Origin of the sequence: Mesorhizobium sp. B2-3-4, assembly GCF_006442315.1 — a bacterium.
Taxonomy (GTDB): domain Bacteria; phylum Pseudomonadota; class Alphaproteobacteria; order Rhizobiales; family Rhizobiaceae; genus Mesorhizobium.
In genome coordinates this window covers 159,311-177,584 of sequence record NZ_VFVY01000003.1, presented here as the reverse complement: position 1 = coordinate 177,584, position 18,274 = coordinate 159,311, and the positions used below count along the sequence as shown (strand labels likewise).

Annotated in this window: 17 protein-coding genes; 7 read left to right on the top strand and 10 right to left on the bottom strand. The window is 64.3% G+C overall.

Annotated elements, in window-relative coordinates:
- Positions 1 to 2 precede the first annotated feature (2 nt).
- Positions 3 to 857, bottom strand: a complete 855-nt coding sequence (locus FJ967_RS07060; RefSeq protein ID WP_140730990.1) for a xanthine dehydrogenase family protein subunit M — start codon at positions 855 to 857, stop codon at positions 3 to 5.
- A gap of 343 nt (positions 858 to 1,200) precedes the next feature.
- On the opposite strand from FJ967_RS07060, the gene pncA reads away from it, so the two are divergent.
- Both pncA and FJ967_RS07050 read left to right on the top strand, forming a co-directional pair.
- Entirely contained in the window at positions 1,201 to 1,815 is a 615-nt protein-coding gene (pncA, locus tag FJ967_RS07055; RefSeq protein ID WP_140730989.1) for a bifunctional nicotinamidase/pyrazinamidase, read from the top strand.
- Between the two features lie 28 nt (positions 1,816 to 1,843).
- Positions 1,844 to 3,268 carry a sodium:proton antiporter gene (locus FJ967_RS07050; RefSeq protein ID WP_246675205.1) on the top strand — a complete coding sequence of 475 codons (1,425 nt, stop codon included), beginning with the start codon at positions 1,844 to 1,846 and terminating at the stop codon, positions 3,266 to 3,268.
- A gap of 60 nt (positions 3,269 to 3,328) precedes the next feature.
- Here the strand turns inward: FJ967_RS07050 and FJ967_RS07045 are convergent, their stop codons facing one another.
- The 8 genes from FJ967_RS07045 to gcvA form a co-directional block, all read right to left on the bottom strand.
- Positions 3,329 to 4,066 carry an ABC transporter ATP-binding protein gene (locus FJ967_RS07045; protein WP_140730988.1) on the bottom strand — a complete coding sequence of 246 codons (738 nt, stop codon included), beginning with the start codon at positions 4,064 to 4,066 and terminating at the stop codon, positions 3,329 to 3,331.
- A complete protein-coding gene (locus tag FJ967_RS07040) occupies positions 4,063 to 4,803 on the bottom strand; it encodes an ABC transporter ATP-binding protein (RefSeq protein ID WP_140730987.1) in 741 nt (246 codons plus the stop codon). The genes FJ967_RS07045 and FJ967_RS07040 overlap by 4 nt, the downstream gene beginning before the upstream one ends.
- Entirely contained in the window at positions 4,800 to 5,762 is a 963-nt protein-coding gene (locus tag FJ967_RS07035) for a branched-chain amino acid ABC transporter permease (protein WP_140730986.1), read from the bottom strand. Before FJ967_RS07035 ends, FJ967_RS07040 begins: the two co-directional genes overlap by 4 nt.
- Positions 5,759 to 6,640: a branched-chain amino acid ABC transporter permease gene (locus FJ967_RS07030; RefSeq protein ID WP_140731148.1), complete on the bottom strand. Its 882-nt coding sequence runs from the start codon at positions 6,638 to 6,640 to the stop codon at positions 5,759 to 5,761. The genes FJ967_RS07035 and FJ967_RS07030 overlap by 4 nt, the downstream gene beginning before the upstream one ends.
- A gap of 105 nt (positions 6,641 to 6,745) precedes the next feature.
- The gene (locus tag FJ967_RS07025; RefSeq protein ID WP_140730985.1) at positions 6,746 to 8,050 is read right to left on the bottom strand and encodes an ABC transporter substrate-binding protein; all 1,305 of its coding nucleotides are present in this window, start codon (positions 8,048 to 8,050) and stop codon (positions 6,746 to 6,748) included.
- A gap of 156 nt (positions 8,051 to 8,206) precedes the next feature.
- Positions 8,207 to 9,913 (bottom strand): hypothetical protein, encoded by a 1,707-nt coding sequence (locus FJ967_RS07020; protein ID WP_246675204.1) that lies wholly within the window; start codon positions 9,911 to 9,913, stop codon positions 8,207 to 8,209.
- A gap of 3 nt (positions 9,914 to 9,916) precedes the next feature.
- Positions 9,917 to 11,221, bottom strand: coding sequence for a nicotinate phosphoribosyltransferase (pncB, locus tag FJ967_RS07015; RefSeq protein ID WP_140730984.1), 1,305 nt, complete (start codon positions 11,219 to 11,221; stop codon positions 9,917 to 9,919).
- 116 nt (positions 11,222 to 11,337) lie between these two features.
- Complete coding sequence (gene gcvA / locus FJ967_RS07010) at positions 11,338 to 12,309, bottom strand: transcriptional regulator GcvA (RefSeq protein ID WP_140730983.1); 972 nt, start codon at positions 12,307 to 12,309, stop codon at positions 11,338 to 11,340.
- A gap of 210 nt (positions 12,310 to 12,519) precedes the next feature.
- On the opposite strand from gcvA, the gene speB reads away from it, so the two are divergent.
- The 5 genes from speB to FJ967_RS06985 all read left to right on the top strand — a co-directional run bounded on the left by speB (position 12,520) and on the right by FJ967_RS06985 (position 16,746).
- Entirely contained in the window at positions 12,520 to 13,581 is a 1,062-nt protein-coding gene (speB, locus tag FJ967_RS07005) for an agmatinase (protein WP_140730982.1), read from the top strand.
- A gap of 80 nt (positions 13,582 to 13,661) precedes the next feature.
- Positions 13,662 to 14,471, top strand: a complete 810-nt coding sequence (locus FJ967_RS07000) for a transporter substrate-binding domain-containing protein (protein WP_140730981.1) — start codon at positions 13,662 to 13,664, stop codon at positions 14,469 to 14,471.
- Positions 14,472 to 14,477: 6 nt separating this feature from the next.
- On the top strand, positions 14,478 to 15,134 hold the full coding sequence (locus tag FJ967_RS06995) for an amino acid ABC transporter permease (protein WP_140730980.1): 657 nt from the start codon (positions 14,478 to 14,480) through the stop codon (positions 15,132 to 15,134).
- Entirely contained in the window at positions 15,131 to 15,778 is a 648-nt protein-coding gene (locus FJ967_RS06990) for an amino acid ABC transporter permease (RefSeq protein WP_140730979.1), read from the top strand. Before FJ967_RS06995 ends, FJ967_RS06990 begins: the two co-directional genes overlap by 4 nt.
- Before the next feature lie 107 nt (positions 15,779 to 15,885).
- Positions 15,886 to 16,746: a dienelactone hydrolase family protein gene (locus FJ967_RS06985; RefSeq protein WP_140730978.1), complete on the top strand. Its 861-nt coding sequence runs from the start codon at positions 15,886 to 15,888 to the stop codon at positions 16,744 to 16,746.
- A gap of 29 nt (positions 16,747 to 16,775) precedes the next feature.
- Here the strand turns inward: FJ967_RS06985 and FJ967_RS06980 are convergent, their stop codons facing one another.
- The gene (locus FJ967_RS06980; protein ID WP_140730977.1) at positions 16,776 to 18,179 is read right to left on the bottom strand and encodes an MATE family efflux transporter; all 1,404 of its coding nucleotides are present in this window, start codon (positions 18,177 to 18,179) and stop codon (positions 16,776 to 16,778) included.
- Positions 18,180 to 18,274 lie beyond the last annotated feature (95 nt).

Genomic DNA, 18,274 nt, shown 5'->3' with positions numbered 1-18,274 from the left:
GCTCATGCCGCCACCTTGTCATCCGCCGGCATCGATGCCGCCGCAAGCACGGCGCGGGCAACGATCTCGCGCACCGCGTCGAGCCGGTATTCGGCGCTGCCGCGCACATCGGCGATCGGCGACAGTTCTCCCATCGGCGCGGACTGAACAGCGTCGGCAAGCCCGGCGTCCACGGGGAGCCCGCGCAGCGCCGCCTCGACATCGCCAAGCCGCCTGGCGACGGCCGAACAGGAGCCGACGGCAACCGCCGCTTCCGCGACAAGGCCGTTTTCGACAACCAGGCGCGCCGCCACCATGGCGATGGAGATGACGAGATAGCGCCGGGCGCCGAGCTTGACGAAGGCCGATGTGCCGGCGGTTTTCGGCACGCGGATGGCGGTCACCATCTCGCCAGGCTGCAAGGCCGTGCGGCGATTGCCGAGAATGAACTCCGACAGGGGCAGATGGCGCGTCGCCGCGGCCGAGCGCAGTTCGACCTCGGCGTCGAGCACCAGCAGCCCGGGCACGCCGTCAGCGGCCGGAGAGGCGTTGCACAGATTGCCGGCGACCGAGGCGACGTTCTGTATCTGCGGCGAGCCGACCTCGCGCGCCGCCTGTTTCAAGGCGTCGAAAGCTGTAGGCAAGGGATGGCGGACGACATCGGTCCAGGTCGTGCGCGCGCCGATGACCCAATGGCTTCCGGTTTCGGCGATGCCGCGCAAGGAAACGAGGCCGTTGATGTCGAGGACATTGTCGCGAAACGGCTTGCTGCCCTGCGCCGGATAGAAGTCGGTGCCGCCGGCAAGGATGCGCCATGCACCCTCGCCAAGCAGTGCGAGCGCCTCGTCGATCGTGGTGGGTTTCGCGTAACGGATCACGCCTGCCTTCCAAACAAAACAGGCCCTCCCGGCAAAATGGGCCTTCCCAGATTGGGCCTTCCCCGAAACCGGCCCGCCCAAAGCGTCACCCCGGGATGGTTTCGACCGGCTTCCGAACCGGAAATTCATTCGTATGCAAATGATATCAAGACGGCGGAAATTGTCAAAGCCAGAGTTTTGGCCCGGAGTTTTGGTCATTGTCCTCGCCGGAATGCGGGCAACGCGATTGTTATGTCTTCGGAGGTTGACGCCGCCGGCCATCTGGTCAAGTTTCTGCGTCCGGTCGCGTCAGCGGCATCTTTCTACTGGAGCCTGAGCCCAACACAGAGAAGAAGGAGGCCCCATGGCCGACGAAGCGCTCGTTGTCATCGACCTGCAGAACGACTTTTGCCCGGGCGGCGCGCTGGCCGTTGCCGGTGGCGACGAGATCGTGCCGCTGGTCAACGACCTGATTCGGCGGACCGACCATGTCGTGCTGACGCAGGACTGGCACCCTGCCGGCCATTCCAGCTTCGCCTCCAGCCATCCCGGTTCGCAGCCCTATTCGACGTTTGAGATGCCCTATGGCCCGCAGACGCTGTGGCCGGACCATTGCATCCAGGGCAGCCTTGGTTCGGATTTCCATTCCGGCCTTGCCTGGACAAAGGCCGAACTCGTCATCCGTAAGGGCTTTCGGCCCGATATCGACAGCTACTCCGCCTTCTTCGAGAACGATCACAAGACGCCGACCGGGCTCGCCGGCTATCTCAGGGAGCGCGGCATCGGCACGCTGACGCTGGTCGGCCTGGCGACCGATTTCTGTGTCGCTTACTCGGCGCTGGACGCGGTCAAACAGGGTTTCAGGACCACGGTCCGGCTCGATGCCTGCCGTGGCATCGATCTCAATGGATCGGTCGAGACAATGCTGGCGAAGATGCGCGATGCCGGCGTGACGCTCGAAGACCACGCGTCGGACTGACCGCACCGTGAGCGGCAAAGAGGGATCGTTGCCGACCACGATCGGGACGGCCGGGGCGGTCATCGTCGCGACGCTGTTTCCGGCACCGGCCTTCGCGGCCGAACAGCACGGCCTGCCGGGCGCCGCGATGTCGTTGTGGTGGGCACTGCCTTTTGCCGGTCTGCTTCTGTCGATAGCCACCGGGCCGCTGCTGTTCCAGCACGTCTGGGAGCATCACTACGGCAAGATCGCGGCTCTTTGGGCGGCCCTGGTGATCGTGCCGCTGGCGGCCGCCTTCGGCATGCCCGCGGCCAGCGAGGCGGTGCTGCATGCGCTGCTCACCGAATACATGTCCTTCATCATCCTTCTGTTCGCGCTGTTCACCATCTCGGGTGGCATTCTGGTCGCCGGCAACATCCACGGCACGCCGCTGGTCAATGCCGGACTGCTGCTGATCGGCGCGCTGCTCGCCTCGGTGATCGGCACGACCGGCGCCTCGATGATCCTGATCCGGCCGATCCTGCGCGCCAACGACGCCAGGCCTTTCAATGCCCATGTCGTCGTCTTCTTCATTTTCCTGGTGTCCAACATTGGCGGCTCGCTGACACCGCTCGGCGACCCGCCGCTGTTCGTCGGCTTCCTGCGTGGTGTCGACTTCTTCTGGACGACCGCAAATCTCTACCGGGAGACGCTGTTCGTCGGCATCGTCGTGCTGGCGGTGTTCCTGGCGATCGACATCATCCTGCACCGGCGCGAGGCCGGCGCGCCGAAGATCAAGGATCCGACACCGGATACGAAAGTGCGCCTGCGTGGGCTGGCCAACCTGCCGCTGCTGGCCGGTGTGATCGGCGCCATCCTGCTATCGGCGGCCTGGAAGCCGGGCGTGAGTTTTCCCATCCTGGGCGTAAGCCTCGAACTGCAGAACCTGGTGCGTGACGCCATCATCCTGGCGCTGGCCTTCGTTTCGCTGGCGGTCTCGCGAAAGGAATATCGCGAGGCGAACGGCTTCAACTGGGCCCCGATCGCGGAGGTGGCCAAATTGTTTGCCGGCATCTTCATCTGCATCGTGCCGGTCGTCGCCATTTTGAGGGCCGGCCATGACGGCGCGCTGGCGCCGCTGGTCGCGCTGGTAACCTCGGCGCAAGGCACGCCCAACGACCTCGCCTATTTCTGGCTGACCGGAGCGCTGTCGTCCTTCCTCGACAATGCGCCGACCTATCTGGTGTTCTTCGAGCTTGCCGGCGGCGACCCCCGGCATCTGATGACCGAGGCGGCCTCGACGCTGGCCGCGATTTCGGCGGGCGCCGTGTTCATGGGCGCCAACAGCTATATCGGCAATGCACCAAACTTCATGGTCTATGCCATCGCCAGGCATCGCGGCATCAAGATGCCCGGCTTCTTCGGCTACATGGCATGGTCCGGGCTGGTGCTGATCCCGACCTTCCTGATCGCGGGTTTTGTTTTCTTCGGCTAGATTTGTCTAAAGCAATTCCGGACGGAAAACCGCTACACACTTTTCCTGGAATTGCTCCTATCAGCCGACGCCGACATAGCGCCTGACCGCCGAGGGGTCGGCGCGCAAGGCCTCGACATCGACGGTCTCGCGGTTGCGGCCGTTTTCGATGAAGCAAACGCGGTCGGCGACGGACAGCACCGCATCGACCCGCTGCTCGACCAGGATGGTCGAGACATCCATCTCGCGCAGCTTGGACACGGTCTCGCGGATCCTGGCGATCATCGACGGCATCAGCCCTTCGGTCGGCTCGTCCAACAGCAGCACCTGCGGCTCGAGGCACAGTGCGCGCGCCATGGCCAGCATCTGCTGCTCGCCGCCGGAGAGCGTGCCGGAGCGCTGCCGCAGCCGCTGGCGCAGCAGCGGAAACAGGTCGAGAACCTGCTCCTTCGTCGCCTTGCCCTTGCCGCGCGCCATCAGCCCGATCTCGATGTTTTCGGCCACCGTCATCTCGGCGAACAGCCGCCTGCCCTGCGGCACATAGGCGATGCCCGCCTTCGGCACCTCATGCGCGGGCAGGTCGGTCAATTCCCTGCCGGCGAGCTTGATCGAGCCGGCGCTCGCCGGAACCAGGCCCATGATCGCCTTCAGCGTCGTCGTCTTGCCGGCGCCGTTGCGGCCGAACAGGCACAGCACCTCACCCTTGTTCAGCACCAGGTCGAGGCCATAGAGCACCTGGACTTCGCCATAGGAGCAGTCCAGCCCGGAGATCATCAGTGCCTGGGTCTTGCTCGTCTCCATCATGTTCGTTTCGGTCATGTTCGTTTCGATCTTGGGGCGGTCCCCAGATAGGCTTCCTGCACCGCCGCGTTCTCGCGGATCTGCCCGGGCGTGCCCTCGGCCAGGATCTTGCCGGCATTGAAGACGGTGATGCGGTGGGCCAACTGCATGACCACGGGCATGTTATGCTCGATCAGAAGCACGGTGGCGTCCCTGGCGATCTCGCGCACCAAGGCGATGAAATTGTCGATCTCGCTGTCGGCCAGCCCTTGTGTCGGCTCGTCGAGGATCAGCAGGCGAGGCTTCAGCGCCAGGCCCATCGCCACCTCCAGCAGGCGTTGGTGGCCGTAGGACAACTGCCCGGCCGGCATATCGGCACGGTCGGCGAGGCCCGTGCGTTCGAGCGCCGACATGACGCCTGCCTTGATCGCGCCTGCGGACCGGCGATCGCTCAGTGTGAGCTGCACCGGCAACGCGACATTGGCGTAGGCGCTGAGATTGGCGAAGACGCTGGTGATCTGGAAGGTGTAAGCGATGCCCCGGCGCACCCGGGCATAGGCGGGCAGGCCGGTAATGTCGTCGCCGTCGAATATGATCGCTCCCGAAGACGGCTGGATGCGGCCGCTGACCAGGCTGACGAAGGTCGTCTTGCCGGCTCCGTTGGGGCCTATGACGGCGCGAATCTCGCCTGGCATCAAGGTGAAATCGACATTGTCCACGGCGCGCAGGCCGCCGAAATGGCGCGACAGGCCCCTGGTGCTCAAAAGAGGTGTCATGGCAGCCACCTTAGCCAGCGTTGGCGGATGGTGCCAAGAATGCCCTTTGGGAAAAACAAAACCAGCAGGATCAGCGCGATGCCGACGATCAGCAGATAGGCCGATGTGTAGCCGCTGGTGATGTCGATGACATAGTACATGAAGACCGTGCCGATGAGCGGCCCAAGCGTTGTGGCGGCACCCCCGAGCAGGACCCACAGCAGCGGCAGAATCGAATACTGCACCGAGGCGAAACTCGACCCGACATAGCCGAACAGCAGCGCATAGGCGGCGCCCGAAGCTGCGCAGATCGTGCCTGAGACGACCACGGCGGCCAGCTTGTTGGAGTAGGTGTCATAGCCCAGCATCTTGGTGCGCTCCTCGTTCTCGCGGATAGCGACCAGCACGCGGCCATGGCGGGAGCGGACGATGGAAAGGGTGATGAGCAGCACGAGAGAGAACAGCGTCAGCGCGCAGATGTAACGCACGGTCGGATCGGTGAGATCGAGCGAGGTCGCGCCGAAATTGAGAACACGCGCCGGCTGCGGCACCACCATGCCCTGGTCGCCCCCAGTCCATGTCGCGAAATAGAGGATAAGGAGATAAAAGACCTGGGCGAACATCATGGTGACGATCATGAAGGCGACGCCTGTGGTGCGCAGCGCGAGCAGGCCAATGACCAGGGAAAGAACCGCACCGCAGGCGAGCCCGGCGGCTAATGCCGCCGGCACGCTCCAGCCGAGCTGGATTATGGCAAGGCCGGCGCCGTAGAGCCCGGCGCCGAAGAACATGGCGTGGCCGAGACTGAGCAACCCGACATAGCCGAACAGCATGTTGTAACCCATGGCAAAGACCGCCAACACCATGATGCGGGCGAGCAGGCCGTGGTAATATTCGGGCAAAATGAAGCTCAGCGCGAACAGCAGCGCGATTATGCCGAGATGCAGAGCGTAAGCTTTTGCCGGCGATGCCTCGCTCATCGCGACGCCGTCCCGAACAGGCCCTGCGGGCGAAACACCAGCACCATGGCGACCAGCAGCGTGGCGATGATCTTGGCCAAGGTCGGCGAGAAGAACATCGAGATGATGCCGTCCGACAGGCCGATCAGCACGGCGGCGACGACGGTGCCGCGCAACGAGCCTAGCCCGCCGATGATGACGACGATGAAGGAGAGCAGCAGCGGGTCCTGCCCCATCAGATAGTGCGCCTGGCTGATCGGCACGATCAGCACCGCGGCGATGGCCGCCAGCATGGCGCCAAGTGCGAAGACGCCGCCATAGACGCGGCCGACGGGAATGCCGAAGGCCTGCGCGGTCTCGCTGTCATATTGGGTGGCGCGCATGATCAGGCCGATCCTGGTGCGCGTCAGCACCAGCCAGGTCGCGATCAAGAGCAGCGCGGAGGCGGCGATGATCGACAGCTTGTAGCCGGAATAGCCGAACCACGGCAGCAGGATGCGGTAGTTGAACGGCGGCTCCACCGGCCGCGCTTCCGGGCCATAGAAGGTCAGCGCCAGTTGCTGGATGATGTAGAGCATGCCGATGGTGGCGACGATGGTGGCTTCGGGATTATAATTAAGCCGGCGCAACACCAGCCGTTCGGCAACCAGCGCGATGGCGCCGACGATCAGCGGCGCGATGATCAGAGCCGCCAGGAAGCCAAGCGCCGGATGGCCTGAAATAGCCGTCGAGATCGCCCAGGCGAGCACGGCGCCCAGCATGAAGAACTCGCCATGCGCGACGTTGACGACGCGCATGACACCGAACACCAGCGACAGGCCCAGCGCCGTCAGCGCCAGCACGGCTGAGGTGACGAGGCCTTCGAGGGCGGCGAGGAGGAGATGGGGTCCGAAATGCACGGTTACACGCCCGATGAAGTGGTGCCAAGCGTGCACCTCTGGCCTGTCGGCCATGCCGGCAGGCCATGGAGGAGTGGCTTGGCGCTCACGCTGGCTGGAATGAGCCTAAAGTGCCTGTGTCGTGTAATCCCCTTCGGCCTCGTAGAGCCCGTCCTCGATCTTGGTCTTGTGCACGACCTTGAGCTTGCCGCCCTCGACCTTGGAGATGTTCTGGATGCCGAAGCACTGGTGGATCTTGCCGTTGAAGGTCTTTGGCCCTTGCGGATGCTCCGGCCCTTCGGCGAATTCCTTCAGCGCTTCGGTCGCCTCGACCAGCTTGGCGCGGTCCTCAGGCCCCTTGTAGCCGGCGTCTTCCATCGCCTTCTTGACGACATAGAGCGTTTCCCAGCAGCCGAACATGTGCGCGGCGGTGGAGACATCCTTGGGGTCGCCGACGGCGGCACCATTGTCGTCGATGCCGACGGCGGCGCGATAAGCCTTCTGCGCCTCGCTGTCATCAGCCTGCGCGTAGCGCGGCGAGCCTTCCCAGAAATGGCTGCCGTCGAGGAATTCCAGGCCGGGGCTGTTGATGTCGACGGCTTCCAGCGAATCGATGAAGCCGAACAGTTGCGGCCGCTGCGAGCCGTAGAACTCACCGAGTTCCTTGACGAAGGTAAGCACCGCCGGGCCGACCATGACGTGGTAGATCACCTCGGTCTCGGCCGGAATCTGCGGGAAGTACTTGGTGAAGGAGGATTCCGTCGGCGGAATGGCGATCTGCGCGATGACGTCGGCGCCCTGCGCCTTCAGCGCCGGCGGCAGGTAGTCGCGATGGTCGTAGCCGAAGGCGAAATCGGGGAAGATCTGCGTCACCTTCTTGCCGGCATTGGCAGCGATCCATGGCGCCATCGACTGGATCTGGCTCTTCACATCGGTGATCCCGGGCTGGAAGACATAGCGGTTGAGCTTGGTCGAGGCGACGTGGTGGCCTTCGCTGACGACGAAATAGGGCATCTTGGCTTCGCCGGCGGCGGGCGCCGAGCCGATGACGACATGCGAGAACAGCGTGCCGAAGACGATGTCGGTCTTGTGCTGGGTGGCGAACTTGCCGACCACTTCGGCGCCACGGCCGGGATCGGTGCCATCATCCTCGATGATGACTTCGACCTGACGGCCATTGATGCCACCGGCGGCATTGATCGCCTTGATCGCGGCAGCGGTCGTCTTTTCGTACCAGCGGCCATAGGCGGCGCCGATGCCGGTGCGGTGCGACTGGAAGCCGATCTTGATCGGCGCGGAGCTCTGCGCCTGGGCGTAGCGGACGAAGCCGGGCGCCACGGCCAGCCCCGCGCCGGCGGCTAAGCCCTTGAGAGCCTTGCGACGGGTGATGCCTGATTTGGAAAGGTCGAAAAATCCGTTCTTGTCAGTCACGTTCGTTCCCCTGTTCTTGCGTTTTGACCAACGATAAGGCGGCTCGAACATCCTCGGCAAGAGGATGCAAAATTGCATGTATACAAACTAAATCACCAAAGGCATGGCCTGGCAAGCGAGCTTTCCGTCGGGGCATGCCACGCGAGTGACTTCATCTCATCCGACCGTCGGCGTGGCAAGCAGCCAGAGACCGAAAATGGTGTAGGCGATCATCAAGACGGTGAGCGGAAACTGGCTGAGCGCGGCGCGGGCGGGCTGGGGATGCAGGCGCCCGGCAAAGCCGTGGGCGACGAGGACGGCCAGCACATGGCCCGATATGATGGCGCCGGCCTGGACGTTCCACAGCCACCAGGCGGAGCCGGCGCCGGCAACGATGCCGGCCTCGACCTGCATGTCGGCTGTACCAAACAGGTTCCAGCCCTGCGCGAAGGGATCGGACAACGCGGCGATCGCGTACTGGCCGTCGACCAGCAGCGCCGTCAGGTAGTGCGCGACATGATAGGCGAGGGCGATCGGCACGATCGACCACACCAGCAGTCCCGCCGCCTTGGCGAAAGGCTGGTCGCCCTGGGCAAGACGCTGCCCGAGGAAGACGGCAAGCAGGAACACGCCCGCCAGCAGCAGGAATGTCAGGACAAGGCCCAGGCTGCCGCTGCCGATCACTGCCGTGCGGCCGGGAAATTCCAGCGGATTGATGCCGAACAGGCCAAGCCAGAAGAAGGTTTTCGACAGGCCGTCGAAGGAGACCGAGGACAGGGCGAGCAACAGGAAGGCGATGCCGCTGGCCGGCAGAGGCTCGGCCGCCAGCAGCTTGGCGCCCGGCCAGCATAGCCTGATCCGTCCTGCGTCACTGCGCTCGACCGGCGCGAAGCGGGCGACCATGGAAAAGAAGATGCCGAGAAACTCGCCGCTCCGGCCCCATTGCCGATAGCCGAACACCAACATGGCAACGAAGGTGACAAGCCAGTAGAGGCCGGCGGCGAAAGCAAGCCGCGCCGGATCGTCAGGCGCTGGGTCGATGAGTTCGAACCAGGCGAAGGCGAAGAACAGGATGACGGCCGGCCAGCAGCCGAGCGATTGGGGCAGTGGCCTGGCCACCCCGTCGCTCCTGCCGGTCAGGCGGGACAGCAGGCGCCATGGGCCGTACCACGGGTTGAGCCACGACCAGAGATCGCCGAACCCGCCCTGCAGCAGCGTCAGGCCGGCCCATAGCAGCGTCCATATCACAAGCGGCAGCGGGTTGGAGAGCGGGTCGCGGCTGCCTATGAAGCCGGCAACGAGCAGAATTGCAAAGCCGGCAAACGATATCAGGCTGACGGCGGTCCCCGCGTTGTCGCCGACCGTGAAAAGCGGCAGGCGCCGGCGCCAGAAGCGCTCGAGGGCATCGGGCGGCAGCAAAGCCAGGACAAGGAAGCTGACGGCGACGGCGAAGGCGCCGCCGATAAGGTAGTAGCCGGTTGGGAGCAGCAGGACATGGCCACGGTCCGAGGCGTGGGCGAAGGCCGAGGTCGGGAGGAGGGTCAAGGCAAAGGAGATAGGAACGAGGCTGCAAAGGTAGCGCTCGATGGCTTGGCACCCTTCCTCTCCCCCGTCGATCGAAGGAGAAGTGTCGAGCGAAGCTCGACGGAGTGCGGGTCGACCCTGGCGCAGATCAAGACGACGCTTGCACGCGACCCTTTTTCCTATGTCAGTTGCGGCGCCTTCCAGATGGTTCCCCCACTCCGTCGCCGCTTTGCGGCGCCACCTCTCCCCCCTCCGGAGGGAGAGGAAGGGAGCCTCTGCGGGGGAGATGTCCGGCAAGACAGAGGCAGGCGCGAGGGAACTCACTCTATCCAAGATTGCCATCTTGGCCGGCGTTGCCATGCCTCACACCTTGACCAGCTGCTCCACGCGGTCCTTCTGCCCGAAGATCCTCAAATACCGCTCTATTTCCTTATGGTCACCTGTCGCCTTGGCCGGGTTGTCGGAGAGCTTGACCGCCGGGCGGCCATTGGCTTCGGTGACCTTGCAGACCAGCGATATGGCGTCGAGACTGTTGGTTTCCGTCGGCGCGCAGCCTTCGAAGTCGTTGGTCAGATTGGTGCCCCAGCCGAAGGACATGCGCACCTTGCCCTTGAAGTGGCGGTAGGTCTCCTCGATGGTCTCGACTTCGAGACCGTCGGAGAAGATCAGCAGCTTCTGCCTGGGGTCCTTGCCCTTCTCGCGCCACCAGTCGATGATCTTTTCGCCGCCCTCGATCGGCGGCGCACTATCGGGGCGAAAACCCGTCCAGTCGGCCACCCAGTCAGGCGCGTCGCGCAGGAAAGAGGCGGTGCCGAAAGCGTCGGGCAGCACGATCAAAAGATTGCCGCCATAGTAGCGCTGCCAGTCCTGCAGCACCTTGTAGGGCGCCTGCTTCAGTTCCTTCTCCGATTTGGCGAGTGCGGCAAACACCATCGGCAGTTCATGCGCGTTGGTGCCGAGCGCTTCGAGATCGTTGTCCATGGCCAGAAGCACGTTGGACGTGCCGGTAAAGGCCTCGCCGATGCCTTCCTTCAGCGCCTCGACGCACCAGCGCTGCCACAGGAAGGAATGGCGCCGGCGCGTTCCAAAGTCCGAGATGCGAATGCCGGGCAGTGCCTTCAGCCGCTCGGTCTTGGCCCACATCTTGGCCTTGGCACGGGCATAGAGCACGTCGAGCGCGAACGGCCCGTAGGCACGCATAGCCGCGCGGGAGCGCAGTTCGTTGATGATGGCGAGTGCTGGAATCTCCCACAGCGTGGTGTACATCCACGGGCCGGAGAAGGAGAGTTCGTACTGGCCGTCATGCCTGGAGAGTTCGTAGTCGGGCAGCCGGAAGCCTTCCAGCCATGCCAGGAATTCCGGCTCGAAAATCTGCTTGCGGCCGTAGAAATTGTTACCGCCGAGCCAAATCATCTCCTTCTTGGAGAAGCGCAGCGTGCGGGCATGGTCGAGCTGTTCGCGCAGCTCGCCCTCGTCGATCTCGTCGGCGAGCCGCACCGAGGTGGTGCGGTTGATCAGGGAGAAAGTGGTATCGACCTTGGGATACATGCCCCAGATCATCTGCAGCATCAAAAGCTTGTAGAAATCGGTGTCGAGCAGGCTGCGCACGATCGGGTCGAGCTTCCAGGTGTGGTTGTAGACGCGCCGCGCAATATCGGTCCTGGCCATGTCTGTTACCGCCTTCGCTGCCCTGCCACCACAATAGCGACAGGCCTCATAGCATCGAATTGACCAAAACGCTGCCTGCTTTCAGGCTGGCCCGACAAAAAGAAAGCCCTGTGCGCCTATGAGGCTTTGCCGCCCATCACCTTGAGCGCCGGACGCTTGCGGCGGGTGACGAGGCGGCCCGCCACCGGGGCATCGGCGCGGCTGTCATCCCCGGCCTTCTCGGCGAACAGCCAGTCGATGAACACCTGTACGATCGGCGTCGCCCGCATCTCGTTGCGGCAGACGACGTAGAAATCGTCGACCGCCGGCACCGACAGGCTGAACGGGGCCACAAGCATGCCCCTGGCCAGCAGCGCGCTTGCGGTCACCGAATCCCCCAGCGCCACGCCATGGCCATGCACCGCCGCCTCCGTCGCCATGCGGGCATCGCCCAGACGATGGCGGCGGCCGCTGTCGAGGTCGAGCGCATCGGCGGCGGCCAGCCATGTGTGCCATTCGCGGCCGTCGTCACCATGCAGGAAGACATGGTCGGCGAGATCCCGGACGCTGCGGATCGGGCGGTTGTTGATCAAGGTCGGGCTGACCACTGGAAACAGTTCGAGGCCCGACCATTTGCGCATCCAGCAATCGGTCCAGCGGCCGTCGCCATAATGCACACAGACATCGATATGTGACGCCCTGATATCCTTGGCATCGTTGGAGGCGATCAGCGTCAGCTGGATGTCGGGATATTGCGCGGTGAAGGAGCCTAGGCGCGGCGTCATCCACAAAAGCAGCAGCGCCGGCACGCAGGAGACCGACAGCGCGCCGCTGCTCGCGGGCCGCGTCAGCCGCTGCGTGGCGGCGGCGATGCCGTCGAAGGCCGTCGATACGGCCGGCAGGAGTTCGGCGCCATGCGGGGTCAGCTTGACCCGCTGGCCGACGCGTTCGAACAGCTTGACGCCGAGCGACTGCTCCAGCGCCTTGATCTGGTGGCTGATTGCGCCATGCGTGACATTCAGTTCACTCGCCGCCTTGGTCAGCGAGGCATGGCGCGCCGTGGCCTCGAAGGCGCGCAGCGGATTGAGAGGGGGCAAGCGCTTGGCCATGGATGCTCGGCTTCATTGTGAGATTTTCTCACAGAAAACACCCTAACAATATCAATTGCTTTTTCAATGCGGCTGCCGGACACTTTTGGCCTGAGCAAGCATCAAGACGTGAAATCTGCGGGTAGCCAGCGGGGCCGCGACCGACCGGGTGACGGTTGGCTTGCGTGAAGTCGCCAACGGCCGCACCGCGCCAGTCCAGGAGGAGCGGATATGGGTTACAACAGCGACAAGCTCGACGCGTTGCGGCGCAAATATGGCGAAAGCCATGGCGGCGAGATGTTCGACCCGACGTTCCGCAAGGTCGCCGACAAGATCTTCAACAAGGCAGGCACGCGCCTTGCCCCCTATTCCGGCATCCCGACCTTCCTCGCCGCGCCCTACCGCGAGATCGCGGCCGAGAACCCGGATTTCGGCGACCTGCAGGTGGCGATAATAGGCGTGCCCATGGATCTCGGCGTCACCAACCGGCCGGGCTCCCGCTTCGGACCCAGAGCGTTGCGCGCCATCGAGCGCATCGGCCCCTACAATCACGTGCTGGAATGCGCGCCGACGCATGACCTCAAGGTCGCCGATATAGGCGACACACCGTTCCGCAGCCGCTACAGGCTGGAGATCAGCCATGAGGACATCGAAAAGCGCACCAACCAGATCGTCGATGCCGGCGTTATTCCCTTGTCGGTCGGCGGCGACCATTCGATCACGCATCCGATCCTGAAGGCGGTCGGCAAGAAGGCCCCGGTCGGGCTGATCCATATCGACGCCCATTGCGACACAAGCGGCCTGTTCGACCTGACCAAGTTCCACCATGGCGGCCCGTTCCGCAACGCGGTGCTGGACGGCGTGCTCGACCCGACGCGCACCATCCAGATCGGCATCCGCGGCTCGGCCGAATATCTCTGGGAGTTCACCTACGAGTCGGGGATGACCGTGGTGCATGCCGAGGAGGTGACCGGGCTCGGCATTCCGGCCATCATCGAGAAGGCGCGCAGAATAGTCGGCGACGGCCCGACCTATATCTCCTTCGACATCGACAGCGTCGATCCGGCCTTCGCGCCGGGCACCGGCACGCCTGAGATCGGCGGGCTGACGACGCGCGAAGTGCTCGAACTGCTGCGCGGTCTCAAGGGCCTCAACATCGTCGGCGGCGACGTCGTGGAGGTGGCGCCGCAATATGACGCGACCACCAACACCGCGCATGCCGGCGCCCAGGTTCTGTTCGAGATACTGAGCCTGATGGTCTTCAGCCCGGCCATCACTGGCAAGGGAGCCTGACACTCGAAACGAAAAGGCGGCCGCCGTCCTGGAGCCGGTGGCCGACCCAGACAATCAAAAGCTTCCAGAGGGGAATAAAAATGACAATCCATTCGACATTGAAATCATCCATTGCCGCCGTCCTGGTCCTGGGCGCCGCCAGCTTCGGCATCGCCACCCAGGCCGCCAAGGCCGATGCGCTGGCCGACATCACCAAGGCCGGCGCCATCAATGTCGGCGTCTTCGCCGACTTCCCGCCCTTCTCCTCGGCCAGCGCCGATATGAGCCTCAAGGGCTACGACATGGACGTCGCGCAATACATTGCCGACACGCTGAAGGTGAAGCTCAATCCGGTCGCCGTCACCGGCCAGAACCGCATCCCCTATCTCAACGACCATCGCGTCGACATTCTGATGAGCGTCGGCTACTCGAAGGAGCGCGAGCAGGTCATCGACTTCGCCGCCGCCTACGCGCCCTACTATATCGCCGTGATCGGTCCCGCCGCGATGAGTGTGAAGGGCAAGGAAGACCTCGCCGACAAGTCGATCGCCGTCAATCGCGGCACGCTCGAGGACACTTCGCTCACCGAGGCCGCACCGGCGTCGGCGGACATCAAGCGTTTCGACAATTACAACGCCGTGATCCAGGCCTTCATCTCCGGCCAGACCCAGCTGATGGTGGTCGGCAACGATGTCGGCGCGCAGGTGCTGGCCAAACAGGACGCGCTGAAGCCGGAGCAGAAATTCCAGCTTCTGACCTCGCCCTCGCATATCGGCCTCAACAAGAACGAGGATGCCTTGAAGAAGGCGGTCAACGATGCAGTCGCCAAGATGCTGGCCGACGGCAAGCTGGACGAGAGCTCGAAGGCCTGGCTGAAGACGCCGCTCAACCCCGACAACCTCAAGGATTGAGTTGCCGTGGCCTTCGGCTGGCTTCCAGGTGCGGCGGGCGACATCGCGCACGGCGCGGGCACGACGATCCTTTTGATCGCCGTGACCACGCTGGCGGGAACGCTGCTCAGCATCCTCGGCGCCGCCGGGCGGCGAAGCGGTCCGGCGCCGCTGCGCCACGCCATCGGCTGGTATGTCGAGGTGATGCGCAACACGCCTTTCCTGGTGCAGCTGTTCTTCATCTTCTTCGGCCTGCCCAGTCTCGGAATCCGGCTCGATCCGATCCTGGCCGCCATGCTGGCGATGACGCTCAACATGGCGGCCTACACGATCGAGATCGTCGGCGCCGGGCTCGACGCGGTGCCGCACGGGCAGACGGAAGCGGCTCTGGCGCTGGGCTTGAGGCCACGCCAGGTGTTCATCAAGATCGTGCTGCCGCAGGCGCTGAAGGTGATCTACCCCGCGCTGACCAGCCAGATCGTCATCATGATGCTGGAATCGGCCGTGGTGTCGCAGATTGCCGTGCGCGAGCTGACCTACGAGGCCGACATGCTGCAGGCGCGCACCTTCCGCTCCTTCGAGACCTATTTCGTGGTGACATTGGTCTACCTCGCTCTGTCCCTGGCCCTGCGCCGGCTACTGGTTTCCGGCGGGCGCCGCGCGTTGGGAGCCGGCGTGTCATGATCGAGTTCACCCTCTGGGACATCGTTCGCAATCTTCTGCTGGCCACGCGCTGGACGGTGCTTTTGTCGCTGGCCGCCTTCGTCGGCGGCGCGGTGGTCGGGATGGCGGTGCTGTTTTTCAGGATTTCCAAGAACAAATGGAGCCGGCGCCTGGCTTCCGGCTACATCGCCCTGTTCCAGGGCACGCCGCTCCTGATGCAGCTTTTCCTGATGTTCTTCGGCCTGCCTATGCTCGGCCTGCGCATCGAGCCCTGGACAGCCGCCGTGCTCGGCCTGACCTTCTTCGCCAGCGCCTATCTCGCCGAAATCTGGCGCTCCGGTGTCGACGCATTGCCATTGGGTCAATGGGATGCCGGCGCCAGCCTTGGCCTGCACTATCTGCAGGAACTCAGGCTGATCATCCTGCCGCAGGCGTTTTCGATCACCCGTGCGCCGACGGTCGGCTTCCTGGTGCAGCTCATCAAGTCGACCGCGCTGACCTCGATCATCGGCTTCGAGGAGTTGGTGCGGACCTCCAACGCGATCAACAACGCCACTTTCGAACCGTTCAAGGTCTACGGGCTGGTGGCGCTGATCTTCTTCCTCATGTGCTTCCCGCTGACGCAATATGCGCGACGGCTGGAGAAGCGAGCGGCGACCCGCTAGACGCCCTTCTCCTTTCGCGACGCATCCGCCACGCAACTGTGATTTGCGGTCGGGCCGCGATGCATCCCAGTTTGAGCGTCACCGACCGCTTTCGGGAGCATCCGGCAATGTGGACGAAACATCTTGTCGCGCTTGCAGGCCTGCTTGCGCTCTGGGCGACAGAGCCGGCCGCGGCCACCGGCCAGACACCCGAAAGCGTCAGCATTCCGGCTGACGGCAAGAACCAGCCGGGGATATTGGACGCAAGGCTGTTCAAGCCGGAAGGACAAGGGCCGTTTCCGGCTGTTGTTGCCATGCATGGCTGCAGCGGCTTGTGGAGCAGCAAGAATATAGGGCTCAGCCCGCGCCATGCCGATTGGGGCCGGCGGCTCGCCGCTCTCGGCTATGTCGTGCTCTTTCCCGACAGCTACGGTTCGCGCGACCTTGGACCCCAATGCAAAAACGACGACCGGCAGGTCGAGCCCTATCGCGAGCGGGTGGAGGATGCCAACGCCGCCCGCCGCTACCTGCAGACGCTACCCTATGTGAAGCCGGATGCCATCGCCCTGCTCGGCTGGTCGAATGGCGGCTCGAGCGTGCTTTACACGGTGCGGCCGAAGGACAGGCCAAAAGCCGGTTCGCCGGATTTTCGCGCGGCGGTGGCTTTCTACCCAGGGTGCTCGGCCATGGCCAAGAAAGGCGACTGGGCGACGCGCGTGCCGCTGCTCATCCTGATGGGCGACGCGGACGACTGGACGCCGGCCAAGCCATGCAGGACGCTCGCCGCCGCCAACCCGGACAGCGTGAAGCTGATCCTCTATCCCGGCGCCTACCATGATTTTGACAATGAGGCGCAGAAGCTGCACGAACTGCATGGCCTGGCCTACACGGCCAACGACGACGGCATCGCTCATGCCGGACTAAACCCGGCCGCGCGTGCGGCGGCGCTCAAGGATGTGCCGGATTTTCTTGCGGTGCTGAAGCAGTAGAAGCGTCCGCGACCAGCGGCCGTTTCACCTCAATGCCCGAACGCCATCGGCGGTGCGATCCTGTCCCTCCGCAGCCAGCGCGCTAGCAGCAGCGCCGCCACCACGGCGAGCCCCGTCGACAGGCCGATCCAGATGCCGACGCCGTGGAAGCCGAAATGGAAGGCGAGCAGCACGCCGAGCGGCAGGCCGACGCCCCAATAGCCGATCGCTGCATAGATCATCGGCACCTTGGTGTCGTGCAGGCCGCGCAGCATGCCGGCGGCCACCGCCTGCGCGCCGTCGAAAACCTGGAACAGGGCGGCAAACACCAGGAACGACACCGCAAGCTCGATCACCCTGGCATTGGCCGGGTTGGCGAGATCGATGAAGGCGCTGATCAGGAGATGCGGCAACAGCACCATCACCAGCCCCATCAGCGCCATGAACGAGACGCCGATGACGAAGGCGGTCCAGCCGGCGCGCGACACGCCTTCAGGGTTGCCGGCGCCATGCGCCAGCCCGACGCGCACCGTGACCGCCTGGTTGAGGCCGAGCGGCACCATGAAGGAGATCGATGCGATCTGGATTGCGATGGCGTGCGCGGCCAGCGAATCGGCGTCGATCAGGCCCATCAACAATGCCGCCGCGTTGAAGATCGTCACCTCGAAGGCGAGGATGCCGGCGATCGGCAGGCCGAGCCGCAGCAGCCCCTTGAAGCGCGGCCAGTCCGAGCGCCAGAAACGGCCGAACAGGCGGTAGCGCCGGAACTTCTTTTCCCACATCACCACGACGGCCATGCCGGCGAACATCAGCGTGCTGGACAGTGCGGTGGCAAGGCCGGAGCCGGCAATGCCCATGGCCGGAGCGCCGAGATTGCCGAACATGAACACCCAGTTGGCGAACACGTTGAAGGCCACGGCGACGAAGACGATGATCAGCGCCCAGCCCGGCCGTTCCAGCGCCGAGATGAACGAGCGCAGCACGATATAGCCGTAGAAAGGCAGCACCGCCCATTCCAGCCATCGCAGATAGATGCCGGCCTGGTGGGCCAGGAGAGGCTCCTGGCCCATCGCCAGCAGGATGCCCTCGCCGTGCCAGAGAACGAGCCAGATCGGGATCGAGATCAGGATAGCCAGCCACAAGCCCTGGCGCACAGTGCGCCGCAGGTCGCGCACCGAATGGCGGCGGCGGCCGAGCTCGGTGGCAATCATCGGCGAGGTCGCCAGCATCAGGCCGAGGCCGAAGATCAGCGGCATGAAATAGAGGTTGGCGCCAAGCGCTCCCGCGGCCAGCGTGTCGGCCCCGAGCCGGCCCATCATCATGACGTCGGTGGCCGTCATCGCGGTCTGGCCGAGATTGGTCAGTACCATCGGCCAGGCGAGCGCAAGCGTCGCCCTGATTTCCTGACGCCAAAGATTTTCCGGCGCGCGGGCGCCGGCTTCGATCGCGGACATTGTCCTGCTCTTTCAAGGTCGCGGCGCATCGGCAAGAGCCGGAAGCCGCATCGCAAACGGCACAAAATGGCGCCGTTTGCGTCGTCTATTGAATG

Bases quoted from the DNA above. Each gene is read 5' to 3' on its own strand.
- pncA (WP_140730989.1), top strand. From the start codon at position 1,201: ATGGCCGACGAAGCGCTCGTTGTCATCGACCTGCAGAACGACTTTTGC.
- FJ967_RS07045 (WP_140730988.1), bottom strand. From the start codon at position 4,066: ATGACCGAAACGAACATGATGGAGACGAGCAAGACCCAGGCACTGATG.
- FJ967_RS07040 (WP_140730987.1), bottom strand. From the start codon at position 4,803: ATGACACCTCTTTTGAGCACCAGGGGCCTGTCGCGCCATTTCGGCGGC.
- FJ967_RS07035 (WP_140730986.1), bottom strand. From the start codon at position 5,762: ATGAGCGAGGCATCGCCGGCAAAAGCTTACGCTCTGCATCTCGGCATA.
- FJ967_RS07020 (WP_246675204.1), bottom strand. From the start codon at position 9,913: ATGGCAACGCCGGCCAAGATGGCAATCTTGGATAGAGTGAGTTCCCTC.
- pncB (WP_140730984.1), bottom strand. From the start codon at position 11,221: ATGGCCAGGACCGATATTGCGCGGCGCGTCTACAACCACACCTGGAAG.
- gcvA (WP_140730983.1), bottom strand. From the start codon at position 12,309: ATGGCCAAGCGCTTGCCCCCTCTCAATCCGCTGCGCGCCTTCGAGGCC.
- speB (WP_140730982.1), top strand. From the start codon at position 12,520: ATGGGTTACAACAGCGACAAGCTCGACGCGTTGCGGCGCAAATATGGC.
- FJ967_RS07000 (WP_140730981.1), top strand. From the start codon at position 13,662: ATGACAATCCATTCGACATTGAAATCATCCATTGCCGCCGTCCTGGTC.
- FJ967_RS06990 (WP_140730979.1), top strand. From the start codon at position 15,131: ATGATCGAGTTCACCCTCTGGGACATCGTTCGCAATCTTCTGCTGGCC.
- FJ967_RS06985 (WP_140730978.1), top strand. From the start codon at position 15,886: ATGTGGACGAAACATCTTGTCGCGCTTGCAGGCCTGCTTGCGCTCTGG.
- FJ967_RS06980 (WP_140730977.1), bottom strand. From the start codon at position 18,179: ATGTCCGCGATCGAAGCCGGCGCCCGCGCGCCGGAAAATCTTTGGCGT.